This is a genomic window from Rhizobium sp. G21 (assembly GCF_014158035.1).
In the GTDB taxonomy this organism is placed as follows: Bacteria; Pseudomonadota; Alphaproteobacteria; order Rhizobiales; family Rhizobiaceae; genus Rhizobium_E.
In genome coordinates this window covers 224,790-247,383 of the sequence record NZ_JACFXW010000001.1, presented here as the reverse complement: position 1 = coordinate 247,383, position 22,594 = coordinate 224,790, and the positions used below count along the sequence as shown (strand labels likewise).

The following is a 22,594-nucleotide window of genomic DNA, read 5'->3' as shown; positions in this document are numbered from 1 at the left end:
CCCTGCCCGTCCGGTCATTTTTTTGTTCGCTCGACCGCCTGCGGCCTGATGTAGCATCGGCGCAACCGAATCGAGCCCCGCATGCGCCCCGACCTCATTTCCCTGCTCACCGATATCCGCCAGTTGCAGCAGAGCGGTGATCATCCGCGCGTCGTCGACTTGTTGTCGCCGCTGCCGGAGGCGGCGGGCGAGCCGGCGCTGATCGGCGCGCTCGCGGCGAGTCTCGCCAAAACCGGCCGGACGATCGAGGCGGGCCGGCTCTATGAACAGCTCGGCGCGCTGGTCCCCGACAAAGCGAACGCCTTCACCACACTGGCCTGCCAGCTGTTTCTGCAAGCCGGCGCCGGTGACGATCTCGACCGGGTCGCGCCGCTGATCGCGGCTTTGCCCGCGCCGGAGCCCAAGCTGGTGACGGCGCTCATTCGCGCCCTGCAGGCCCGCGGGAACGTCGATGCGCTGCCCGCCCTTCTCAATCGGCTCAGCGACGAGACGCCGGCGCAGGCCTTCTTCAAAGCCAATTGCTTCAAGGCGATCGGGCGGATGGCGGCGGCGCGCGACTGCCTGAAGGCGGCGCTCGCCCATCATCCAGACGATGTGATGCTGACCGTAGAACTGATCTCGTCGGCCCGCGCCATGATGGATTTCGACACGATGCACGGTTTCGACGCGATGATGACGCCGCCGCGCACGCCTTTCGCCGAAGCCGTGTTTACCCACCAGGCGGCGCTCGACCGGCTGTACTGGCTCGACGACCCGGCGAAGCAGAGCGCGCCGTCGGCGGATGAATTGCGGCTGCGGCAGATGGCGAAGACAGGCCCCGCTCCGCGTCCACGCCGAACCATGCAGCCGCAAGGCAAGGTCCGCATCGGCTATCTCAGCGACGAATTCGGAAATTTCATCGTCTTCGACGTGATGGAGCCGGTGTTTCTGGCCCATGACCGCGCGCGGTTCGAGATCCGGTTGTTCGGTTATGGCTCGAGAAAAATCGCCGACAAACGGCTCGGCGCGCTCGAGCCCGATTATATCGATCTGTCGGGTCTCGACGACCAGGCGGCGGCCGACAGGATCGATGCCGAGGGGATCGACATTCTCGTCGATCTCAAGGGTTTCACCCGCAACGCCCGCCTCAACATCGCCCGCCTTTGCGGCGCGCCGGTCAAGGCCGTCTATCTCGGTTATCCCGCCAGCGTGCCCGGCGGCGATTTCGATTACGCCGTCACCGACCGGCTCGTGACGCCGGACGACGCAAAGGCGCAGTATCGCGAAAAGCTTTGCCGCTTGCCGGAAACGCAAATGCCGAACCGCGCCTTCGACGCCGCCGGTATCCGCACGGTCAGCCGCGCCGATGTCGGCCTGCCGGCGGACAAGGTCATTCTCGGCGCCTTCAACGCGCCGCGCAAGATGACGCCGAAACTGTTCGATCTCTGGATGCAGATCCTGCGCGCAGCGCCGGAGGCGGTGCTGTGGATCCTGTGTCGAAATCCGGAGGCGCAGCGCTCGCTGCTGGCGGAAGCCGCGCGGCAGGGTGTGACGTCAGACCGGATCTTTTTCATCGACGGGCCTGCGCCGCATCCGGTCTATCTCGGCCAGATCGCGCTCGCCGATCTCGCGCTCGACACCCTGCCTTACAACGGTCATTCGACCAGCGCCGATATCCTTCGGGCCGGAACGCCGCTCGTCACCATGCGCGGGCAATCCTATCATTCCCGGGTCAGCTGGGCGCTGCTGAAGCACTCCGATTGCGAGGACTTGGCGGCGGGGACGGAGCGCGATTATGTGCGGCTGGCGCTTCAGCTGATCGGCGACGGCCACAGGCGCGCCGGCTACCGGGCGAAGCTGGAGGCGGCCAGGGTCATTTCGCCGCTGTTCGATCCCGTCAGGATGACGCGACATCTCGAAACGGCGTACGACATGATGGCGGAGCGGGCGCGGCGGGGGCTGGCGCCCGATCATATCGACGTTCCGGCGCTGCCGCGCTGAAACATTGGCGTTCCGGGCGCTGGCTTTCCGGGCGCTGTCGCGCCGGCATCACCGACCGGCGACGAGGGTGAGCGCAATCGTCCACATCACCACGCCGATCAGGGCGTCGAGGATCCGCCAGGCATTGGGGCGGGCAAATAGCGGCCGGAGCAGGCACGCGCCGTAGCCGAGCGAAAAGAAGAAAGCGAACGACGCCGTGACGGCGCCGAGGCCGAAGACATGTTCGGCGCCGTCATAGCGGGTGGAGATCGCGCCCAGCAGCACCACCGTGTCGAGATAGACATGCGGATTGAGCCAGGTCAGCGCCAGACAGGTGAGAAGCGTCGGCCAGAGCGGACGTGTCAAGCCCTGCTCGGCCAGCAGCGCCGCGCCGCCGCGCCAGGCGGAGAGAAAGCTGCGGGCTCCATACCAGAGGAGAAACAGCGCGCCGCCGATGCGCATGGCGGGGTCGAGCCAGGGCATCACCGTGGACACCAGCCGGAAGCCCGAGACGCCCAGCGCAATCAGCGCCGCGTCCGACAGCGCGCAGGCGAGGCAGACGGCCAGCACATGCTGTTTCAGAAGTCCCTGCCGCAGCACGAAGGCGTTCTGCGCGCCGATGGCCACGATCAGGCCGAGACCGGCGCCGAAACCGGTGAAGAAAATAGGCAATGTCATCTGCGCTCCTTTGCGGTCGGAGCTGTGCTAGCGCGGCCAGTTGATTTAGGCTAGTTAAACAATCTTACTCGGATTAAGCAGGGCTAATCACGATGATCGACTACGCCTCGCTGCGCGCCGTGGCCGCAGTGGCCGAGACCGGCAGCTTCGAGAAGGCCGCGCGACAGCTGAATGTCACGCCCTCGGCCGTGTCGCAGCGCGTCAAACAATTGGAAGACCGGATCGGGGCGGCCTTGATCGTCCGCGGCGCGCCCTGCGTCGCCACCGAAAAAGGCGCCTGGCTGTGCCGGCACATGCAGCATGTCAGCCTGCTCGAGCAGGACCTGTTTCGCGAACTTCCGGGACTTGAGGACGGCGACGGCAAAACCTGCGCGCCACGGTGGCGGTGGCGGTCAATGCCGACAGTCTCGGCTCCTGGTTCCTGCCGGCGGCGGCCCGGTTTTCCGAGCGCGCCGGGCATCTGCTCGCCGTCACCGTCGACGATCAGGATCACACGGCGGAATGGCTGAAGCGCGGCCAGGTGCTGGCCGCGGTCACGAGCCTCGCCAAGCCGGTGTCCGGCTGCCGGGCTTTGCCGCTCGGCGCCCTGCGCTACAGGGCCACCGCCAGCCCCGCCTTCCTCGCCCGGCATTTTCCGTCGGGCGTCACCGCGGAGGCGCTGGCGGACGCGCCGTCGCTGACCTTCAATCAGAAAGACCTGTTGCAGGAACAATGGGCGAAAGTCGCGCTCGGCTGCGAGGCGGCGCTGTCGGGTCATTGGCTGCCGTCGACCCAGGCTTTCGTCGACGCCTGCCTGTTGGGGCTGGGCTGGGGCATGAATCCGGATCTGCTGGTGCGCGACCATCTCAAAGCCGGACGGCTCGTCGAACTCGTGCCCGGCGCGCATCTCGACATTCCCCTGTTCTGGCAGATCAACCGTATGGCGGCGGACCAGCTCGTGCAACTCACCGCTGCAATCGCCCAGGCCGCCAAGACTTGCCTCGAACCTGCCAAAAGTAAAATATAAATAGTATTACTTATAGTTGGCCGCGTTATTAAGGTTAACAAAACCTTCACATTGCGAAAATTCTCTCTATATACGATAGCATTCTGCAAGGAATACGGGAGGAAAACGGATGTCCAGCCACGCAGCTCAGTATAGCGCCACCTTGAAATTCAACGGTGTTCCCGCCGACGCCAGCCGGATCGAGGCGCGCATGGTCGAACTCGGCATGGACCGCGAGGCGTTCCATATTTCGCTGGGCTCGGAAGACAGCGCCAGCATCCATTTCTGGGAGCCGGATCAGGACGAAGCCCAGCGCGTGCTGCAGAAGATTCTGGAGCTGCAGTGATCTCATAAAATGCCGCCGCGAAACCGGGCGGAAACTTGCTGCGCCGTCAGGGGCGATGTGCTTTAAACTCGTCCCATGGCCTTCACGCTCAGACAATTGCAATATTTCATCGCCGTCGCCGAACAGGGCACCGTATCCGGGGCGGCGCAGATGTTGTCTATCTCGCAATCCTCGATAACCGAAGCGATCAAGGAACTCGAAAGCGATCTCGGCGTGGCGCTGTTCGAGCGGCATTCGCGCGGGCTGACGATCACCCATAACGGCCATCAGTTCCTGCGCCATGCCACCAACATTCTTTCGCAGGTGTCGGACGCCCGCCGGGCTTTTTCCGAACAGAAGCAGGATGTCTCCGGCGCGCTCAATCTCGGCGTCACCTCGCTGGTCGCAGGTTACGTTCTGTCGGATCTTCTCCGCCGCTACAGGCGCGCCTATCCGGGCGTCGACGTGACCGCCATGGAGGACAACGGCTCTTACCTCGAACATCTGCTGGTCGGCGGCGAGTTGGACATAGCCGTGATGACGATTTCCAACCTGCGCGACCGCATGGCGTTGCAGGCGGAGATCATCGAAACCTCGCCCTATCGGCTCTGGCTGCCGATGGGCCACAAGCTCGGCGGCGCCGACATCATTTCGGTGAAGGACATCGCGCGCGAACCGCTGATCATGTTGACGGTCGATGAAATCGAGGAGAATACCGGCAAGCTGTTGACGGCGTTGGGCGCCAAGCCGCATGTCGCCTTCCGGACGCGATCGGTGGAAGCGGTGCGCAGCCTCGTCGCCACCGGCGCCGGGGTCGCGCTGCTCCCCGACCTCGTCTATCGACCGTGGTCACTGGAAGGCGACAGGATCGAAAGCCGGGATGTTTCCGGCGCTTTGCCCGTCGTTCAGGTCGGGCTCGTTTGGCGGAGGGGATCTTCCCTGCCGACCGCGGCGCGCGAGTTTCTCCGGATCGCGGAGACGGCGCGCGCGGTCCGCGACCGATGACGGGAACGCTCAGAGGCCGGGCGAGGTGCCGCGCCGGGAGAAATCGTCGTCCGTGACGAAGCGCGGGTCCACGCCGATATCGGCGAGCAGATGCGGCGACAGCCGGCGCAATTCGGCCGGAAGTTCCGGCGCCGCTGCGGTGGTCTCGTCTGCGCCGAACAGGGCTGCGATGCGATTGAGCGCATTGCTCCAATCGAGGGAAACATGGCCGGCGTGATGCGTGGCGAAAGAGGTAGACATAGCCTGCTCCATCAAGTTTTTCTTTAAGCTGATTTGATGGTCCTGTTATGACGCATTGACGGGAATTGGGGAAACGAGTAATTCTCAATCTAATTTCAAGCATTTTTTGAAGGTCCAATATGCGAGCCGCACCCGGCGCCCGAGCATTGCGAACGCTGGTGGCCGCAGGACATCACCTCAACTTTACACGCGCGGCCGACGAACTCGGCCTGACGCCGGCGGCGGTGAGCTACCAGATCAAGGAAATCGAGGATCAGGTCGGCGCGCAGTTGTTTGTCAGAACGAGCCGCTCCATTCGCCTGACCGAAGCCGGCGCGATCATGTTCGACGCCGCCAAGGAAGCGATCGACGTTTTGGAGAAAGCCGTGTCGCGGGCGCGCAAGAAAGCGCGCGGGGCCGACTATCTGCGCGTCACCGTCGATCCGCAATTCGCCACCAAATGGCTGATGCGCCGCGTCGATCAATTTCGCAAGCGGCATCCCGAAATCGAACTGCGCTTCGACGTGTCCTACGAAGTGCGCGACTTCGATCTCGACGACGTCGATGTCGCGATCCGTTACGGCTCCGGCAAATATGCCGGGCTGGGGTCGCATCGCCTGTTCGACAACATCATCGTGCCCGTCTGCAGCCCGCGGCTGCTCGATTCCGGCAAGCCGTTGAAGGAGCCGCGCGACCTGCAACTGCACACGCTGGCGCATATCGAATGGTCGCGCCCCGGCGTGACCTGGCCGAACTGGCGAATGTGGATGGCCGCCGCCGGCGTGGCGGATTTCGACGACAGCCGCACCATCGTCTTCGGCACTTCGACCGACGCGGTCGAGGCGGCGCTTGCCGGCGAAGCCGTGGCTTTGGCGGATTTCGCCATGGTGGCCAGCGACCTGTCGGAAGGCAAGCTGATCCGGCCGTTCGACCTCAGCATCCGCGCGCCCTCGGAATACGCCTATTTCCTCGTCTATCCGCAGCAGAACGCCGGCGACGCCCGCATCGCCGCGTTTCGCGAATGGGTGGTGGAAGAGGCGCGACAGATGCAGATCTGACGCGCCCTGCCCGGGTCAGAGCGGTGCGACGGGATGAGGCGAACCATCATAGGCGCCCCAGATCGACTGGTCGAGGCAGATCACCGACCCCGTCATCAAACCGGATTCCGGCGAGCAGAGATAGACGCAGGCGCGCGCCACTTCCTGCGGATCCACCAGGCGACCGAAGGGCTGGCCTGCCGCCGCTTTTTCAAGCCAGTCGGCGGGGGCGCCATGGAATTCGCGCTGGATGCGATCCTCGCCCTCCGACGCCATCCAGCCGATATTGAGCCCGTTGACGCGGATGCGGTTGCGCAGCACGGCATAGGCCGTGTTCTTGGTCAGCGTCTCCAGCGCGCCCTTGGAGGCGCAATAAGCGGCCAGGAAGGGCTGTCCGGCCATGGCCGACATCGAGCCGATACTGACGATCGCGCCTTCTGTCCCTTCCCTTCGCATCAGCCCGATCGCCTCCTGCATCAGAAAGAACGGCGCGCGCACATTGATGGCGAACATGCGGTCGAACAGCTCGGGACTGGTGTCGAGGATCGTGCCGCGATCGGTGATAGCGGCGGCGTTGACCAGGCAATCGATCCGGCCGAATTCGGAGTCGGCGCGGGCGATCACAGCGCGCGCGTCCTCCACCCGCTCCAGATCGGCGGGCTGATAGATGGTGCTGACGCCGGTGGCGGCTTCGATCTCGCGCGCCTTGGCCTCGCCCTTGGCCTGGTTGCGGCCGCAGATCACCAGTCCTTCCGCGCCGCGTTCGGCGAACAGCCGCGCTACGGTGGCGCCCAGTCCCTGCGTTCCGCCGGTGACGACGGCGATCTTGCCCGTGAGACGGGCGGCGTTGTCAGTCATGCGTCCTCCTTGGTCACTTCGCGGTGACCCGATCCAAAAACGAAGAACCCTCCCCGGCGCCGGGGAGGGTCTTTGACGACGTCCGGACGCGGGGAGAAACCGCGACAGGAGACGGACGTCCGGAGCATTTCCCCATGCAAAGCTTGGCGTATTTGCGGGAAATGCCCATGCGGGGATTTTGATCCCCGCTTGTGCGAGCCGGAACGCGCCCCGGCTCGACGCCTGCGCCGATCGGTCGGCGGCGCAGACGAAAGGGGTGGTCAGGTCAGCTTTTTCTCAGACTGATCGGTCAGTGCTTTTACGAAGTCATCCGGCGTCATGTCGGATGCGAGCGCTTCGCGGAACAACTGCGCCTGCGTCTTGGGCGCGAGGCCGCCGAGCGGAGGATCGCGATCGAGATTGGTCGGGAAGGAATAGCCTTCGGCGCAGGAGGCGATGGCGTTGTCAGCCGCTGCGTCGCTGATCCGGCCGGAAGCGAGCATGGCCTTCAGCGCCGGATAGAGCGCCGCCGACATCTTTTCCCGGCCGACCGATTCCATCGCGCGTCCGAAAGCCGAGGAGACCTGCAGGAGATTGGCGGTGCGCAGAATATTCTCCGACCGGTTGGTTCCCGCCGCATGGATGAGCGCCGGATTGAAGAACACCACGTCGCCCTTCTCCAGCGGCAATTGAACGTGATGGGCGGTGAAGTAGTCCTGAAACTCCTGCCGCGCCGAAACCAGATAGCCGAGCGGGTAAAGCTGGCTATAGGGCAGGAACAAGGTCGGGCCGCTTTCGAGCGGCATGTCGCAATGGGCGACCGCGCCCTGCAGCGTCAGCACCGGCGACAGGTGGTGGACATGGGCGGGATAGCGCTCGATCTCGGCGGCCGACTGGAAGCCGAGATGGTAGTCGCGGTGAAATTTTTGCGCCGCCCCGCCCGGATTGACCCGGTTGACCTGCGCCGTCATCTGGTAATGCGGGCCGAGCCAGGCTTCGGACGCGAGCGCGACGATCGGGTTGCCGTAGTAATGCGCGAAATTCTCCGCGTCGGCGAGGCAGTGCTTTTCCAGCGAATTCCAGATGCGATCGTTTGCGCCGGGCTTAGCGAAGTGATCGCCGCCGCCGGTCTTGCTGCGATGCTGTTCCTCGATGATGTCGGCGAAGATCTGCGTGGCGCGATCGATCGCGCCGAGATCCATGTAGGCGCGCTTGAACACGGCGACGCCGGGGCCGTGAGCGAAAACGTCGCAGATCTCGGCCAGAACGTCGCGACGCCCCTCCTCCGTGGCGCAGGCCTCGACGATGTCCCGGGCGTCGTAGATCAGCACATTCTTCTCGACCGCGCTCGCATGCGGATAGTCAGTGAGGTCGGTGGTCCGGCTGACCAGCGCGGCGAAATCGTCGAGATCGCAATCGGTCTCGCGATACCAGACGCGGTTTGCCCTGACGGCCTTGGGATTATCGGTCTTCATGCGCTCCTCCCCGAGCTTGACGAATGTGAGTTCAGTATAGGCGCGCGTCGTGATAGGCACAGGGGCGAGATCCATCAAAAATCCATCATATCGGGGCGCGTATGGCGCATGACTTTCTAATCAAGGACATCGCCTTTCAGGCCGGTCTCTCCACCGCCACAGTCGATCGGGCGATAAACGGCCGCGGCGGCGTGCGGCGGCAAACCCTCAACCGGGTGCAGGCGGCGATCGAGGAGTTGAGGCAGCAGGAACAGGCTCAAGCGCTGGCCGGGCGGACCTACGTCTTCGACGTCATCATGGAAACGCCCGACCGGTTCTCGACGGCGGTGCGGCAGGCCTTCGAACAGGAGGCGGCGATTTCTCCGCCGGCGGTGCTGCGGGCGCGTTTTCACTTTTCCGAGCGCATCGAGGACGCGGCGCTGGTGAAATTACTGGCCCGGGTGCGCAGCCGCGGCAGCCATGGCGTGGTGCTGAAGGCGGCCGATACGCCTCTGGTCAACCAGGCCGTCGCGGATCTCGCGCAGGCGGGCATTCCGGTGGTCACCATCGCCACCGACCTGCCGGGCTCCGTGCGGATCGCCTATGCCGGCGCCGACAATGGCGCGGCCGGGGAAACCGCCGCCTATCTGATCGGCTCGACGTTGGCAAAGGGCGCGGTCCTGGTCACCCTGTCGTCCAGCCGCTTCCGCGGCGAAGAGGAGCGGATCGCGGGCTTTCGCAGGTTGCTCGGGGCGCGCTGGCCGCATCTCGCAATCGTCGAGGCGAGCGAAGGATACGGCCGGGATCGGGCGACGGGCGAGATCGTGCGCGCCGCGCTTCGCCGCCATGCCGATGTCAACGCCGTCTATTCGATCGGCGGCGGCAACAGGTCGATCCTGGCGGAATTCGACGCCCTAAGCAGAAAGATCGCCTGTTTCGTGGCGCATGATCTCGACGAGGACAATCGCGATCTGCTTGCGCAGGAGCGGGTGAATTTCGTTCTATGGCACGACCTGCGTCGGGACGCGGCGTCGGTGTTTCGCGCCTTTCTCGACTGGCACAAAAAAATCGGCCCCGATCGGGGGCCGATTCTGTCGAAACTGGATGTGGTGACGCCGTTCAACGCGCCGGTTTAGTTGGACGCCATCACCTGTTCGTCGCCGGCCCAGCCGCCGCCGAGCGCCTGGCACAGCGCGATATAGTTCAGCGCCAGCTGCTGCGAGCTCTGGGCGAGCTGCAGCTCGGCCGTGTAGAGCGAATCCTGCGCCAGAAGCACGTCGGAGAATTCCGTGTTGCCGGCGTCGTAGAGCTGCTGGGCGAGTTCCAGCGCGCGGCGATATTCGCTCACCGCGACCGAAAGGCGTGAATAGTGCTCGCGTTCCTTGCGCAGCGCCACCAGCGCATCCTCGACATCCTTGACCGCCGTCAGCACCGCGCTCTTATAGGCGAGATACTGGACCTTGGCGGTGGACTTGTTGAGATCGACCGCGGCCTTGAGCGTGCCCTGATTGAAGATCGGGATGTTCAGCGACGGGCCGAAGCTCCAGCCGTTGTAGGACACGCCGTTCGAACGGCCCGGGCCGACAGAGCCGGACAGGGTGATCGTCGGCAGGCGGTCGGCTTCGGCCACGCCGATATCGGCGAGCGCGTAATTGAGATCCTGCTCCGCCAAGCGCACATCGGGGCGATTGCGCAGGAGGTCGGCCGGGATGCCTTCGTTGAACTTCACCTTGGGACGCTTGATGGCGTTGTATTTGGTGAAGAGATTGTCGAGCGCCGCCGGCTCCTTGCCGAGCAGGATGGCGATCTGGTTGATATATTGCAGACGCGCCTGCTCCAGCTGCGGAATATCGGCGGCCGTCAGCGCAGCCTGAGCGGAGGCCTGGGCTTCGTCGAGCGCGCTCGCCGATCCGGCTTCGAGCTTGGCCTTGGTGATCTGCGTCGTATTGTTCTGCACCGCCAGCGACTTCTTGGCGATCTCGATCTGACGACCGGTGCCCTGCGCATTCATATAAGCGGTCGCGATATTGGCGATCACCGTCAGGCGGGCGTCGTTGAGGTTTTCCTTGGCCACTTCGATATTGGCCTTTTCGCGCTCGGACGTTTTCGCCCAGCCGAACGGATTGAGGGTCCAGGTCGGACCGACCGTGGCGGAATTGTTGGTGAACGTCGTGCTGGGCTGGCCTTCCGGATTGGTGTGGCTGCGCGTGATCGACGCGTTCAGGCCGCCGGCCGGCAGATAGGCGCCGACATTGACGCGCGCCACGATCCGGGCTTGCCGAACACGCTCGCGGGCCGTCTCGACGTTGAGGTTTTGCGCGAGCGCTTCGTCGACCAGGCGATTGAGATTGGAATCGCCGAAATTCGCCCACCAGGTCGTGGTCGGCTGGATGGTCTCACCCTTGGTCGTCACTCGTTCCTTGAAATGCGGCGTCAGGGCAATGTCGGGCCCGGCGATGAAATTGGTGCTGCAGGACGACATCAGGGCTGCGAAAGCGGCCAGCGCGACAAGATTTTTCGACATGGATCAGACGAACTCCTGATCCCCAGGAATCATTCCCCGAGGCATTGTGAAATGCGCTTCTCCCGCACATGCGAAAGCGCGAACCTAACTGGATGCTGGCGAACCAGCAGAATGCAAAAGCCGCGACCGGCACATCACGCAAAACGAGCAGCGCGGCTTCCTCCGCGCCGAGTTCCGGAACCATACTCTTTTATTCAGCGCGGATGACAGGAATTCAACAAAAATTTAAGATTTGTCCACACGGCTCCCGATGCCGGCTCGCAAGCCCAAGCCGCTGATTCGGTCGACTTTCGTCGCTGGGCGGGCCGGGCGCGTTCGCCGCGATGCGGGAAACCCACCGGATTTACTATTCATGCTTAGAAATTTAGTCAAAATCGATAGCGATCACCGCTCATCGAGCCGGTCGTAGCACACACTATCTTTTGCGCGGGATTGTTGCGGATTTACCACGATTATACGCAGTCGCGACGGCTTTGCGCCGATGAAAGCCGTCGAATCGACGACGACGAAGGGCCGCCCGTTCGGCGGCCCGCGAGAGGATTATCGACCGTCAGGCCGCGGCGCGAGGCTGGGGGAGATTTGAGCCGCGCCAGGGCGCCGCGCAGTTCCGTGACGGAATTGAAGACGACGTCGTCGAGATCCATCACGTGATATTTGACGGCCATGAACTTGACCTTGCCGTCGTGGTGAAGCGCAACGCCGACCGGTTGACCGGCATGTTCGATGACTTGTTTTTCCATGGCATTCCTTTCCATTGCGCCTGTTGTGCAGGTCGCTCTGTCGTTCTGCTGGGGAGTGAAATCACTGGAGGCGGGAAACCCGCGCTAGCGACTGTATCCGGTACAGCCGGCCGTCATGGAGCGGCCGCAAGAAGAAGCGGAACGATCATCGATTTTCATTCGCTTGCCTCCCTGATCTGGATTGCGAACCGGGCGGCGTTTGGTCGCCGCCGGCGCGAGGAGATATGGGCACGGAAAAGGACTTTTCAATGACCTGGATCAATCCGTTTTCGAGCCGTTAAAAAACCGCGAAAGGCATGCATTTTCGAACAGATTTTTTTTCGGCGCCGCGTTGCGGAAAAAACAGATTTCACGTAATTGTGAGCCACGGCTTTCCCACGTCATAAATCGACCGTATTTCAACCGCTTGGAGTTGAATGTGGTCGGCTTGGAAGAGCCGCCCCATGCGCCTCTCGTCAAGCCCGCGCATATCCATCGCCGCCGCACCGGCGGTCGTGCCCTGTCGTGATCCGACACGGCGCCGGCCGGTGAGACGCGTCGGCTGGCGGATAGCCGCGTCCAGGAGATCGGAGGCGCAAGGACGATACGAACGCGAATGCAAGGGAGCCGACCAGACAATTTGCCGGCCATGCACTGTTGAGGCCCTCAGTTAGGGGCGCCGCACAAGGCTTATGGAACCAGCGCCGACGGCGGCGCGTTAAAACCGCAAATTCGACAGACTCTTGCCCGAAACCTTGATTATCGATCGAAAACACCAGATTCGTCCCTCGCTGCTTGCGTCTAACGGGTTCCACAACATGACGATGAATGTCTCGCCGACCTCCTTCTCTCGCGCCGCCAAGGCGGAGATGACCGATATCGAAGGAAAGAAAGTCCTGATTTACGGGATGAATTTCTCCCCGAGATCGCGGGCGTCGGCAAATACACCGGCGAAATCGCGGAATATCTGAGCGGTCAGAATGCCGATGTCACCGTCGTGACCACGCCGCCGCATTATCCCGGCTGGGCCGTGCGCGACGGCTACAAGAACGCCTATTCGGTAGAAAGCCGCAAGGGCGTGAAGGTCTTCCGCGTGCCGCTCTTCCTGAAGGAGAATATGAGCGGCGTCTGGCGGCTGATCGCGCCCCTCTCCTTCGCGCTGACCTCGGCGCCCGTGGCGCTCTGGCGTATCCTGCGCCATCGTCCCGATATCGTCATCTGCATCGAGCCGACCTTGTTCGCCGCCCCGCTCGCCATCCTGGCGGCCAAGGCGGTCGGCGCGCGCACCGTGCTGCATTCGCAGGATCTAGAAGTCGACGCGGCATTCGCCGTCGGTCACCTGAAAGCGAACAAGTGGCTGCAGAAAGCCGCCTTCCTGTTCGAGAAGACGACGCTGAAGATGTTCGACCGCATCATCACGATTTCCGAGCGTATGGCGGGCAAGCTCGCCGAGAAGACCGGCAATCCCGAACAGGTGGTGATCGTCCGCAACTGGGTCGATCTCGAACATATCTATCCGCTCGGCCGGACCTCGGCCTATCGCCAGGAACTCGGCTATGCCGACGATGATTTCATCGTGCTCTATTCCGGCAATATCGGCGCCAAGCAGGGTCTCGACACGCTGCTCGAAGCCGCCCGCAAGCTGGAAGACAGCCATCGCAAGATCAAGTTCGTCGTGGCCGGCGAAGGCCCGGCGAAAAAATCGCTGATGGCCAAATACGCAGGGTTGACCAATGTGCAGTTCCTGCCGTTCCAGCCTTATGAACGCTTCAACGAATTCATGAACCTCGCCAGCCTGCATGCGTTGCCGCAGGAGCGCGGCGCAGCCGACCTCGTGCTGCCCTCCAAGCTCGGCGGCATGCTGGCCTCCGGCGCCCCGGTGGTTGTGACCGCCGACATGGGCACGGAACTCGCCAACTTCCTCGGCGACAGCGCGCTGATCACCCCGCCCGGCGATGTCGACGCGCTGACCCGCGCCATCCAGAACGCCTCGAAGGGCGATCGCGAGGATTTCAAGGATCGCCGCGCCGACCTGTCGCGCAAACTGTCCAAGCAGGACGGCTGCATTCTGTTCATCAACGCCGTCACGGGCTGAGCCCGATGCCGCAATCCGGATCGACCGAGCAAGGCGCCTTTCGGCGCCTTGTCAATTTGGGCCTGCTGATCGGCGGCTTCGGCGCCGGCCAGGGCTCCATCTTTCTCGCACAGTCTTATCTGGTCGCCACCGGCCGCACCGAACTCTTGGCGCTGTTCGGCACGCATTTCTCCTTCGCCATGCTCGGCATTATCGCTGTCGAAGCGGGATCGCTGACGATTCTGGCGGCGCAGATCGCAAGACTGCTGCATTCCGGCGGCGAGACGCGCGACCTGTGGCGGCTTTACTGGGAGACCACGACCTTCCGCCTCACCATGGCGGCGATGCTGATTGTCGGGTCTCTCCTGACCGTCGCGTTCCTGCCCCTGCCCGCTTTTTCCCGCGCCTATGTGATGTCGATCCTGCCAGCCTTCGCGGTCTGGGCCTTCAACGGCGCGGGCTTTCTGGACGGCTTGCAGAAGAGCGGCGTCAGCGGCCTCACCGGCGCGATCGCCTATGTCGCCTCAGCCGTGGCGCTTGTGCTTTCTCTCGATCTCGATCCTGAGACCGCCGGCTATGTGACCGGCGGGGCGCTGAGCCTCGGTTACGCCGTCACCGTTCTCTCCCAGTTTATAGCGCTTTCGGCTTTCGGCTGGCGGCCTGCCTGGGCGCGTCCCAGCGCAGTCGGCATCCGCAAGGCTTTCATAGAGGAAAGCTCGATGCTGATGGGGCTTCTGCCCGGTCAGCTCTATTTCCGCGCCCAACTGGCGATCTCTTCGCTGTTTCTCGGCGCGACCCCTACGGCCATGCTGGTCTACGCCAAGCAGATCATCGGCGCGGCGAGCCAGGTCGCGGCCTTTGCCCGGCGCATCGAATTTCCGCGCATGGTGCAGGCGCTGGAGCGCAACCCTTCGCTCGGCGTCGGGCCGCTGATGATGATGCAGAAAGGCTCCTTCGCGATCGCCGTCGTGCTGTTTTTGGGCGTCGTGGCGACCAGCTTCGTCGTCAAGGCTTTCGCCTCGGGCTTCAGTGTGGAAGCCTGGACCTTCTTGGCGCTGTTTTCGGTGACGATCCTCAGCGAATCCGTCGGACAGGGGTTGGTGCAAGGATTGTTCGCGCGCGGGCGCATCCATGGCGCGGGCCTGGCGCGGCTGACGGCGGTGGTCGCCGCCACGATCTTCGGCTATGCTCTGGCGCGCAGCCTCGGACCGCAGGTGTTCATCCTGTCGGATCTTCTGTCGCATATGCTGGTGATTTCGCTGACATTCTATTGGCTGAAGAGAGGTGACAGGAACTGATGGCGGCGGCTTGGACCCCGAAACGGCGGAGCGCGCGGGCCTGATTGGTCGGCTCGCGCGGATGGAGCCGTTCACGCTGTTTCTGGCCGGCTTCATCCTGCTCTATGGCGCGGTGTCGCTGTCGCTAGAACATGTCGCGGGCATCGTCGGTTTCGCCAAGGCGCCCTATCTCAACGCCGCGTCTTATCTCTACGCTCTCGGCTTCGTGGCCGCGGGGCTTGCGCTCAACAAGGTGACGATCCGCTACTTCCTGCCGCATCCCTTTGCGATTCTGTTTCTGCTCACAGGCTTCATCGCCGCCGTGACCGGCCTGCTGAACGGCAATGCGCAACAATATATCGTCGCCTGGAGCCTCTATATCGTCACCGCCGTGCTGGTGTTTCAGTTCTTCCGCAATCCCAGAGTGGAGCGCGACGCCGACACTGTGGTGAAGCTGCTCTATTCGCCGCCCTTCCTGGCGATTGCGCTGGTCTTCGCCTTCCTTTCGGTGTTCAACAAGGACAATCACTACCAGTATATGCTGTTCGAGGTGATCGCCCTCTACGGCATGCTGGTGCGGCCGCGATTGTTCGACAAGGCCTTCGGCGCGATCATCTATCTGCTGATCCATCTCGGTTCGAACGACGGTTTCGTGCAGGTGGAGATCAACCGCGCCTCGATCCTGGCGGTGGGCGCGATCGGCGTCCTCTATCTGCTGTCGCGCCGGCATCTCGTCGTGTTGTTCTTCCTGATCTTCGCCGCGCTCGGTTCGATCGGTTACGCGCTGTCGCTCGACGACGAGACGGTGGAGACTCTGCCGCGCAACATCAAGGAAGCCATCATGCTGATGAAAGGAGACGACGTCTACAATCACGTCTCCTCCTATCAGCGCGTCTATGAAGGCCAGATGGTGATGGAGGATTATCGCGACGCCACGGACGCCGAATGGCTGTTCGGCATGGGCCTGGGCCGCACCGTGGACATGACCGGCGCCGCCGACAAGACGCCGGGACAGCATGCGCTGCTCGGCGCGACGGAAGTGCACAATATCCACTTCCTGCACTTCGCCATCTTCCATAAATTCGGCTTCGCGGGGTTGGCGCTGGTCGGCGGGCTGATCGTGACAATATTCGGCATGTTCTTTGCCGATCTGTCCCGCGGCCGGCTCGACGATATCGCGCTGTTCTTCTATTTTTACCTGATCTACACCATCGTCTTCGCATTTCCGGCGTCGAACTTCCTGATCGCCAATCCGCTCTGGCCAGCCTTTTTCGGTTTGTTGATGCTGATGCGCAGACGGAATCGGAAAATCACCGATACTTTTGACAGCGACGACCCGGTCTGGCAGGAAAAACAGCCGGAACCGACTTAATCTCACCGCATTATGATCGTTTGACGCCGCCCTGCCCTCATTTCGGAGAACCACCACCGATGAAGTTCATGATCGTCAACGCGTTCGGGCGTTCGAACCGCGGCGACTCCGTCCTGCTCGACGAATGCATCCACGAAATCCGCGCGCGTTATCCGGATGCGAAGATCGCCGGCGCGGTCTTCGAAGGCATCGCCGACGCGGCCGCCGTGCACCCGAAAGTGGCTTGGTCCGAACGCATCGGCAATACCGGCGGCGGCGGTCTCGTCAACCGGCTGAAGTCGCTCGTCTATCTGCTGGCGGCCTGGCTGTCGCCCTATCTGCCCTTTCTCGGTCTCGAAAAGCTGCTGCCGCCGGCGCAGCGCGAGACGCTGGCCGCCATCCGCGACGCCGATGTGGTGATTTCAGCGCCGGGCGGCTATATCCACGACACCAATTTCGCCTATTTCATCGCGCTTTTGCATGTGCATCTAGGCACGCTCTACAAAAAGACTGTGATACTCGCGCCGCAAAGCGTCGGGCCGATCGAGCGGCCGCTGTCGCGCGCCGTCGCCCGCCATGTGCTCGGCAAGGTGCCCTTCCTCTGCGCGCGAGAAAGCTATTCCTACGACTTCCTCGCCCATGAGCTCAAACTGCCGGAAAAGCAGATCTTCCGCACCGGCGACAGCGCCTTCTGGAACGACCGCGTCGAGGATGACGCGGACCTCGTCGACGGCATCTATCGCCAGATCGGCGTCGATCCGGCCAGGCCGATCTTCGGCATGACGGTGGTCAACTGGTCCTTCCCGAAATCGAAGGAGCCGCGCGCCGATTATGAGCGCTATACCGACGCCGTGGCGCGGGCCGCCGACCATATGAGCGAGACGCACGGCGTGACGCCGGTGATCTTCAATCAGGTCTCCGAAGACCTGCCGACGGCTTACGACGTGCAGAAGAAGGCCAAGCATCCGGTGGTGATCGATGCGGTGAGCCGCGAGCCGGATATCCTGCGGGCGCTGATCCGCCGCTCGAGCGTGTTTCTCGGCACGCGCTTTCATTCCTGCATCTTCGCGATGATGGCGGGCCGGCCGACCTTCGCCATCGCCTATCTTCCGAAGACCGAATATATCATGAACGACCTCAAGCTCAGCCACCGGCATACGCCGATCGACAAGATCGACTACGCCTATCTGATCGAGCGGGTGTCGAAGGATTACGCCGATCTCGCCGCATCCGAGGCCGAGATCCAGAATGCGGTGAAGGTCTACCAGACCAATTTCACCCGGCTGCAGGACATTCTCGCTAAGATCGGGAGCCGCGCATGATCAGGCGGCTGGCGCTGACGCTGCCCACCATCTCGCCGCTTGGCGGCGGCGTGTCGGAAGCGGTGCGGCTGCATCTGTCGGCGCTCGCGCCGGCGGGATTCGAGCAAATCAGCGTGCATGCCGTGGACGACTCGACCGAGAAGGTCGATCCCGAGCAATGGCGGGCGGCGGAACTGCATCTGCATCGCTTCTTCGGGCCGAAGAGCTATAGTTTCGCGCCCGGAGCGCTTGTCTCGCTGCTCAAGGCCAATCCCGACCTCGTCCATGTGCATGGCGTCTGGCAGTTTCAATGTGCCGCCGTCTATGCCTGGTCGATGCTGACGGGGCGTCCCTATGTGGTGAGCCCGCATGGGATGCTGGAGCCGTGGATCCGGGCGCGCTCCCCCAACTCAAAGGTGCGGTGTCCAAACTCTACCAGAACCGGTTCCTGCGCAAGGCTGCCGGCTTTCACCTGCTGACCGACAAGGAAGGCGGCGATGTCGCCGAATTCGTGACGGGCCAGCCGAGCCGGATCATCCGCAACTTCGCCCAGGCCTTTGCCAGCGACGGCCAGCCGCCCTCCTGGATGAAGCCTGAGTATGAGGGCCGCAAGGTCTATCTGTTTCTCGGCCGCATCCACGAGAAGAAGGGCTGCATGGAGCTGATGCAGGCCTGGGAGAAGCTGTCGCTCGACAATCCAGATTTCGCCCGCTCGTCGCTGCTCGTGTTCTGCGGCTGGAACGACGGCATCGAGGGTTTCGAGAGGCGCGCAGGCGAGCTCAACCGTAAATTCGGCAATGTGCTGTTCGCCGGCCCGCAATATGGACATGATAAGGCGCGCTCCATGGCCTCGGCCCGCTATTTCCTGCTGCCGTCGAAGAGCGAGGGGCTGCCGATGGCGGTGCTCGAAGCCTGGGCGGCGGGCGTGCCCTGTATCCTGACGCCGGAATGCAATCTCGCCATCGGCTTCGAGCGCGGCGCGGCCTACCGAACCGGCTTTACGCCCGAGACGATCTATCCGGCGCTGCAGGCCGCCCATGCGCTGCCGGATACGGACTGGGATGCGGCGTCAGAGCGTTCGAAGGCGCTGGCGGCGGAAGAGTTCTCCGAGGAAAGCGTGCGCAACGGCCTGCTCGATCTCTATCAGGCGGCCATCGATTGGAAGAGGGTGAAACGATGAGCGTTCTCGACGCCAAATCTGCCAATCCGCGCGAGGGCGGCCCGAGCTTTTCGCTGAAACACCGGCTGTTCCGCGCCGCCTGGAACCTGACCTGGGCCGTCGCCGGCAGCTGGACGCCGGTGCCGCTCCACAGTTGGCGGCGCTTCCTGCTCAACGCCTTCGGCGCAAAACTGTCACCCAAGGCGCGGATCTATCCGAAAACCACGATCTGGTATCCGCCCAATCTGACCATGGACGACCATGCGCTGGTCGGTCCGGGCGTGATTCTCTACAATATGGGACCGATGAAAATCGGCGCTTACGCGATCATCTCCCAGCGCGCCCATCTCTGCGGCGGCACGCATGATCCGGATGACCCGCATTTCCAGATCCAGCCCAAGCCTGTCACCATCGAGCCCAAGGCCTGGGTGGCGGCGGAGGCCTTCGTCGGCCCCGGGGTCACGGTGGGCGAAGGCGCGATTCTCGGCGCGCGCGGCGTGGCGGCGAAGAATCTGGAGCCCTGGGTGATTTATGCGGGAAACCCGGCGAAGAAGATCCGGGAGCGGAAGAGGTTTTAAGCCTGGGCGTCACTTGGTGATCTGGCCGGCGTGCATAGCCCCAACCGGCTGCCGCCACCTTCTCCCTGCGCTTGCGGGGAGAAGGGCAATGGAGCGCCGTCCGTGCCACGTCCACCTTCTCCCCGCTCGCGCGGGGAGAAGGTCCCGGCAGGGGATGAGGGGCGGCGCACGCCCCTCGAGGTTCACCCGATGCGATGCTGATAGGCGCCGCGAGACGCCCCCGACACATAGCGCGACAATTTGCCGAGGCGGGTCTTCGACACGGCCACGCCCAGCAGCTTGGACTTGATCGTCGGCTCGCCCGCCAGCACCGACGTGATCAGATCGGCCGGCGCGCCGCCCCACTCCGACACCAGCACGAAACCGTCGACCACGGGGGCGATGGCGGAAGCGTCGGAAGCGGAGGCGATGGCGGGCAGGTCGATGATGACGACGTCGTGCTCGCCGACCTGCTTGGCGAGGAATTCCCGGAATTTGTCGCCGGTCCACAGCGCTGCGGGATCGGCCTTGCGCCCCTCGCCCACGGGCAGCAGCGTCAGATTGCTCTTGCGGTCATGAAGCGCGGCCTGATCGAGCGGCGCATCCACCATCACGGCGTCGACGATGCCGCCTGCGGGACGGCCGGCCAGCCAGTTGGTGAGATCGGGATCGCGAAGATGACCATCGACCAACAGCACGCGGCGGCCCTGATTGGCGAGCAATGCGGCGAGATTGGCGGCAAACACGGTCTTGCCCTCGCCTGGGAGAACCGAGGTGACGCCGATGATCCGGGCTTTGTCCTGAGGCGTGGGAAGAGCGGCGACGCCAGCGGCGCGCAGCGTCTCGGCGAAGCGGTTGTAGAGCTGATCGACCGAGCGGCGCGCGCCGGCGGGGAGGCTGAATTCGGAGACGGTTGTGGAGCCGGCGCGGCGGCGCTCCTTGGGGACCACGGGCATGTAACCGAGGAAGCGGGCGCCGAGGCTGCGGGCGAGCGCATCGCCGTCGCGCAAGCCGCGATCGCGCATCTCCCGCCAGGCGGCGAACAGGCAGCCGAGCGCCGCGCCGAGAATGGCGCCGACAGCCAGCAGGAAGCCCTTGCGCGGCGCGATCGGCGCGCCGGGCTGTCTCGCGTCTGAAATGATGACGGCGTCGACGCCGGGCAGAGCGCGGGAAACGGCGATGTCCTGCAGTCTGGCGTCCAGCGCGTCGCGGGCCGGGCCGGTCGCCTTGACGAGTTCGGCCTCGATCGTCGTGCGGATGCGGGCGTTGGCGGCGTCGGTGGTTTCGGTCAACGTCGCGCGGAAGGCTTCGGCAAAGGCCTGCGCCATGGCGCGGGCGACGGCGGGATCGCCATGTGAAAAGCCGATGGCGGCGACATAGGTGCGGCCCTGACGGGTAACGCTGACGCCGGATTTCAGCGCGCTTTCGATCTTGTCGGCAGCGGGCGCAACGGCGGTTTGCGCATGCGTTTCCAGTCCCGAGAGCACTTTTTCGAGCAGCGACGGCTCGCCGCCGTTCAACAGAGCGGTGCGCTCGTCCGCGCCGAGACCGGCGGCGACCTTGCGGATCACCAGAGAGGACTTGGCGAGCTCCATCTGGCTGAGGAACTGGCCTTCTTCTTCCGGCGTCGTGGTCACTGCGCCCTGACGCAGGGGATCGACGGCGAAGCCGGAGCGGACCATGACGGTGGCGGCGGCGCTATAGCGCGGCGGCTGGCTGGCGGCGTAGAGGCCGCCGGCGGCCAGACCGAGAAGCGTCAAAACAGCCAGTCCCTTCCAGCGCCGGCGAAAGACGCCCGCGAGCTGTTCGAGAACGTGAATGTCGGAAGAGGAAGCCGCGCTGTTGGCCAAGAAAGCACCCTATGTCGCCAAGGAAAGGCGGCCCCTGACGAAGCCGCCCAGGCGATATAGAATGGGCTTGTGTCGCAATCAAGGTGACCGACGCGCCATGGTGAACGGGCGACCCTTACACAGCCCTGATGCGTCGCTGTTCGACGGCGATATTGGCCATGGAGGCGACGAGAATCATCGCTGCGCCGAGCCAGAGATAGCCTTCAGGCGCGTAACCGAAGACGATCCAGCCGGCCGCGACATTGAGAGGCAGCTTGAGATCGTCGAAAGGCTGCACATAGGCGGCGTCGGCGCTTTCATAGGCCTTGGCCAGCCAATACTGCGCAAGCGCCATCACGAGCCCCGACAGCGCCACCCAACCGAGAACCTCGCCGCTGGGCCACTGGAAGCCGGCTGCGACCGAGAAGGCGGCGTTGACGGGCGTCAGCAACAGCAACAGCCAGACTGTCACCGTCGCCGAACTCTCCTCGGGCAGCAGGCTTTTGGTGAGAAGCGACGCGCCGCCCCACAAGGCCGCCGCCAGCACCGGCGCCAGGGAATAGAGCGAGAAGGCGTCGGACCACGGGCTGAGGATGACCATCGCGCCCGTGAAGCCGAGCGTGATCGCCCCCAGCGCTCCACCGTCACTTTTTCACCCAGAAACAGCGCCGCGCCTGATGTGACGAAGAAGGGCGAGGTCATCACCAGCGCGATGGCCTGCCAGATCGGCACGCCATTGGCCAGCCCCATCACCCAGGCCTGCACGCCGAGCACCGACAGCGCCACGCGCGCCAGATGCGTCAGCGGCCGCCGGGTCGCCAGCGCGCGAAAACCGGCTTTCACCACGACAGGCAGTGAAAACAACAGCGCGAAGCCGTATTGCCAGAAAGCGTCGGCGGTGGGGGAAGGCCGAGATTCATGGTGACATGCTGCGTCACCACATTCACAAGCGTGAAGCCGAGGCCCGCCAGCACCATGAACGCCGCGCCCCGGAAGGCGGGCGAAGATATTGTATTCAAACCAGACTGATTCATGTTCCTATCCCATCGGGGCCAACACAAATCAGGGCGCACGAGGATGCGCAATTTCACCGCAGATGCGCAGAGCGCGTTCCCGGCAGCCATTGTCAAACCCGCTCTCTTTCATCCGGACTGTGACCGTCGGCTCTGGAATTGCGCCAGATCTGCTGACGCCTCCTTTTGACAGAGGCCGCTCGCGGGCTTGGATTTCTCCTTTACCGCCGGTGGGGAATTTCACCCCGCCCTGAGAACGTCGCCGGTCGCCCGGCGCGGCAGATGTAGCGC

General features: G+C 63.7%; 20 protein-coding genes, 2 pseudogenes and 1 riboswitch. Of the genes and pseudogenes, 14 read left to right on the top strand and 8 right to left on the bottom strand.

Annotation, left to right across the window (positions count from 1 at the left end; genetic code table 11):
- The first annotated feature begins 81 nt into the window (after positions 1–81).
- Positions 82–1,980 (top strand): hypothetical protein, encoded by a 1,899-nt coding sequence (locus H2O14_RS01315; protein ID WP_182826209.1) that lies wholly within the window; start codon positions 82–84, stop codon positions 1,978–1,980.
- A gap of 48 nt (positions 1,981–2,028) precedes the next feature.
- Here the strand turns inward: H2O14_RS01315 and H2O14_RS01310 are convergent, their stop codons facing one another.
- A complete protein-coding gene (locus H2O14_RS01310; RefSeq protein WP_182826208.1) occupies positions 2,029–2,637 on the bottom strand; it encodes a LysE/ArgO family amino acid transporter in 609 nt (202 codons plus the stop codon).
- A 92-nt stretch (positions 2,638–2,729) separates the two neighbouring features.
- Here H2O14_RS01310 and H2O14_RS01305 point away from each other — a divergent pair.
- The 3 genes and pseudogenes from H2O14_RS01305 to H2O14_RS01295 all read left to right on the top strand — a co-directional run bounded on the left by H2O14_RS01305 (position 2,730) and on the right by H2O14_RS01295 (position 4,952).
- Positions 2,730–3,643 (top strand): annotated as a pseudogene (locus tag H2O14_RS01305) (LysR family transcriptional regulator ArgP).
- A 109-nt stretch (positions 3,644–3,752) separates the two neighbouring features.
- A complete protein-coding gene (locus H2O14_RS01300) occupies positions 3,753–3,968 on the top strand; it encodes a hypothetical protein (RefSeq protein ID WP_182826207.1) in 216 nt (71 codons plus the stop codon).
- 75 nt (positions 3,969–4,043) lie between these two features.
- Positions 4,044–4,952 (top strand): LysR substrate-binding domain-containing protein, encoded by a 909-nt coding sequence (locus H2O14_RS01295; RefSeq protein WP_182826206.1) that lies wholly within the window; start codon positions 4,044–4,046, stop codon positions 4,950–4,952.
- Between the two features lie 9 nt (positions 4,953–4,961).
- Here H2O14_RS01295 and H2O14_RS01290 read toward each other — a convergent pair whose 3' ends face one another.
- Positions 4,962–5,192 carry a hypothetical protein gene (locus tag H2O14_RS01290; RefSeq protein WP_182826205.1) on the bottom strand — a complete coding sequence of 77 codons (231 nt, stop codon included), beginning with the start codon at positions 5,190–5,192 and terminating at the stop codon, positions 4,962–4,964.
- A gap of 119 nt (positions 5,193–5,311) precedes the next feature.
- Between H2O14_RS01290 and H2O14_RS01285 the strand changes: the two genes are divergently transcribed.
- Positions 5,312–6,229, top strand: a complete 918-nt coding sequence (locus tag H2O14_RS01285) for a LysR substrate-binding domain-containing protein (protein ID WP_182826204.1) — start codon at positions 5,312–5,314, stop codon at positions 6,227–6,229.
- A 15-nt stretch (positions 6,230–6,244) separates the two neighbouring features.
- On the opposite strand, the gene H2O14_RS01280 is transcribed toward H2O14_RS01285, so the two are convergent.
- Both H2O14_RS01280 and H2O14_RS01275 read right to left on the bottom strand, forming a co-directional pair.
- Complete coding sequence (locus H2O14_RS01280) at positions 6,245–7,066, bottom strand: SDR family oxidoreductase (protein ID WP_182826203.1); 822 nt, start codon at positions 7,064–7,066, stop codon at positions 6,245–6,247.
- Positions 7,067–7,326: 260 nt separating this feature from the next.
- Positions 7,327–8,520 (bottom strand): phytanoyl-CoA dioxygenase family protein, encoded by a 1,194-nt coding sequence (locus H2O14_RS01275; RefSeq protein ID WP_182829242.1) that lies wholly within the window; start codon positions 8,518–8,520, stop codon positions 7,327–7,329.
- A 101-nt stretch (positions 8,521–8,621) separates the two neighbouring features.
- Here H2O14_RS01275 and H2O14_RS01270 point away from each other — a divergent pair, with 101 nt between their 5' ends.
- The gene (locus H2O14_RS01270) at positions 8,622–9,635 is read left to right on the top strand and encodes a LacI family DNA-binding transcriptional regulator (RefSeq protein ID WP_182826202.1); all 1,014 of its coding nucleotides are present in this window, start codon (positions 8,622–8,624) and stop codon (positions 9,633–9,635) included.
- On the opposite strand, the gene H2O14_RS01265 is transcribed toward H2O14_RS01270, so the two are convergent.
- Together H2O14_RS01265 and H2O14_RS01260 are read right to left on the bottom strand one after the other, a co-directional pair.
- Positions 9,632–11,023: an efflux transporter outer membrane subunit gene (locus tag H2O14_RS01265; RefSeq protein ID WP_182826201.1), complete on the bottom strand. Its 1,392-nt coding sequence runs from the start codon at positions 11,021–11,023 to the stop codon at positions 9,632–9,634. The two genes, H2O14_RS01270 and H2O14_RS01265, sit on opposite strands and share 4 nt — an antisense overlap.
- Before the next feature lie 452 nt (positions 11,024–11,475).
- Positions 11,476–11,763 carry a hypothetical protein gene (locus tag H2O14_RS01260; RefSeq protein WP_182829464.1) on the bottom strand — a complete coding sequence of 96 codons (288 nt, stop codon included), beginning with the start codon at positions 11,761–11,763 and terminating at the stop codon, positions 11,476–11,478.
- 722 nt (positions 11,764–12,485) lie between these two features.
- Between H2O14_RS01260 and H2O14_RS01255 the strand changes: the two genes are divergently transcribed.
- The 8 genes from H2O14_RS01255 to H2O14_RS01220 are packed head-to-tail and all read left to right on the top strand — an operon-like array spanning position 12,486 to position 19,482.
- On the top strand, positions 12,486–12,713 hold the full coding sequence (locus H2O14_RS01255; RefSeq protein ID WP_182826200.1) for a hypothetical protein: 228 nt from the start codon (positions 12,486–12,488) through the stop codon (positions 12,711–12,713).
- Positions 12,668–13,837: a WcaI family glycosyltransferase gene (locus H2O14_RS01250; RefSeq protein WP_182829241.1), complete on the top strand. Its 1,170-nt coding sequence runs from the start codon at positions 12,668–12,670 to the stop codon at positions 13,835–13,837. Before H2O14_RS01255 ends, H2O14_RS01250 begins: the two co-directional genes overlap by 46 nt.
- 5 nt (positions 13,838–13,842) lie before the next feature.
- Complete coding sequence (locus tag H2O14_RS01245; RefSeq protein WP_210275386.1) at positions 13,843–15,114, top strand: hypothetical protein; 1,272 nt, start codon at positions 13,843–13,845, stop codon at positions 15,112–15,114.
- Entirely contained in the window at positions 15,101–16,465 is a 1,365-nt protein-coding gene (locus tag H2O14_RS01240; protein ID WP_182826198.1) for a hypothetical protein, read from the top strand. Before H2O14_RS01245 ends, H2O14_RS01240 begins: the two co-directional genes overlap by 14 nt.
- Before the next feature lie 59 nt (positions 16,466–16,524).
- The gene (locus H2O14_RS01235) at positions 16,525–17,766 is read left to right on the top strand and encodes a polysaccharide pyruvyl transferase family protein (protein WP_182826197.1); all 1,242 of its coding nucleotides are present in this window, start codon (positions 16,525–16,527) and stop codon (positions 17,764–17,766) included.
- Positions 17,763–18,224, top strand: a complete 462-nt coding sequence (locus H2O14_RS01230; RefSeq protein ID WP_182826196.1) for a glycosyltransferase — start codon at positions 17,763–17,765, stop codon at positions 18,222–18,224. Before H2O14_RS01235 ends, H2O14_RS01230 begins: the two co-directional genes overlap by 4 nt.
- A complete protein-coding gene (locus H2O14_RS01225; protein WP_182826195.1) occupies positions 18,167–18,925 on the top strand; it encodes a glycosyltransferase in 759 nt (252 codons plus the stop codon). Before H2O14_RS01230 ends, H2O14_RS01225 begins: the two co-directional genes overlap by 58 nt.
- Positions 18,922–19,482, top strand: coding sequence for a putative colanic acid biosynthesis acetyltransferase (locus tag H2O14_RS01220; RefSeq protein WP_182826194.1), 561 nt, complete (start codon positions 18,922–18,924; stop codon positions 19,480–19,482). Before H2O14_RS01225 ends, H2O14_RS01220 begins: the two co-directional genes overlap by 4 nt.
- Positions 19,483–19,664: 182 nt before the next feature.
- Here H2O14_RS01220 and H2O14_RS01215 read toward each other — a convergent pair whose 3' ends face one another.
- Entirely contained in the window at positions 19,665–21,311 is a 1,647-nt protein-coding gene (locus tag H2O14_RS01215; RefSeq protein WP_182826193.1) for a Wzz/FepE/Etk N-terminal domain-containing protein, read from the bottom strand.
- Positions 21,312–21,426: 115 nt separating this feature from the next.
- A pseudogene (locus tag H2O14_RS01210) lies at positions 21,427–22,324 on the bottom strand (DMT family transporter).
- Between the two features lie 96 nt (positions 22,325–22,420).
- A riboswitch (FMN riboswitch) is annotated at positions 22,421–22,565 on the bottom strand.
- Between the last annotated feature and the right edge of the window lie 29 nt (positions 22,566–22,594).

Excerpts from the sequence above, each read along its gene's own strand:
- H2O14_RS01315 (WP_182826209.1), top strand. The coding sequence starts at position 82 with ATGCGCCCCGACCTCATTTCCCTGCTCACCGATATCCGCCAGTTGCAG.
- H2O14_RS01310 (WP_182826208.1), bottom strand. The coding sequence starts at position 2,637 with ATGACATTGCCTATTTTCTTCACCGGTTTCGGCGCCGGTCTCGGCCTG.
- H2O14_RS01300 (WP_182826207.1), top strand. The coding sequence starts at position 3,753 with ATGTCCAGCCACGCAGCTCAGTATAGCGCCACCTTGAAATTCAACGGT.
- H2O14_RS01295 (WP_182826206.1), top strand. The coding sequence starts at position 4,044 with ATGGCCTTCACGCTCAGACAATTGCAATATTTCATCGCCGTCGCCGAA.
- H2O14_RS01290 (WP_182826205.1), bottom strand. The coding sequence starts at position 5,192 with ATGTCTACCTCTTTCGCCACGCATCACGCCGGCCATGTTTCCCTCGAT.
- H2O14_RS01285 (WP_182826204.1), top strand. The coding sequence starts at position 5,312 with ATGCGAGCCGCACCCGGCGCCCGAGCATTGCGAACGCTGGTGGCCGCA.
- H2O14_RS01280 (WP_182826203.1), bottom strand. The coding sequence starts at position 7,066 with ATGACTGACAACGCCGCCCGTCTCACGGGCAAGATCGCCGTCGTCACC.
- H2O14_RS01275 (WP_182829242.1), bottom strand. The coding sequence starts at position 8,520 with ATGAAGACCGATAATCCCAAGGCCGTCAGGGCAAACCGCGTCTGGTAT.
- H2O14_RS01270 (WP_182826202.1), top strand. The coding sequence starts at position 8,622 with ATGGCGCATGACTTTCTAATCAAGGACATCGCCTTTCAGGCCGGTCTC.
- H2O14_RS01265 (WP_182826201.1), bottom strand. The coding sequence starts at position 11,023 with ATGTCGAAAAATCTTGTCGCGCTGGCCGCTTTCGCAGCCCTGATGTCG.
- H2O14_RS01260 (WP_182829464.1), bottom strand. The coding sequence starts at position 11,763 with ATGGAAAAACAAGTCATCGAACATGCCGGTCAACCGGTCGGCGTTGCG.
- H2O14_RS01245 (WP_210275386.1), top strand. The coding sequence starts at position 13,843 with ATGCCGCAATCCGGATCGACCGAGCAAGGCGCCTTTCGGCGCCTTGTC.
- H2O14_RS01235 (WP_182826197.1), top strand. The coding sequence starts at position 16,525 with ATGAAGTTCATGATCGTCAACGCGTTCGGGCGTTCGAACCGCGGCGAC.
- H2O14_RS01230 (WP_182826196.1), top strand. The coding sequence starts at position 17,763 with ATGATCAGGCGGCTGGCGCTGACGCTGCCCACCATCTCGCCGCTTGGC.
- H2O14_RS01220 (WP_182826194.1), top strand. The coding sequence starts at position 18,922 with ATGAGCGTTCTCGACGCCAAATCTGCCAATCCGCGCGAGGGCGGCCCG.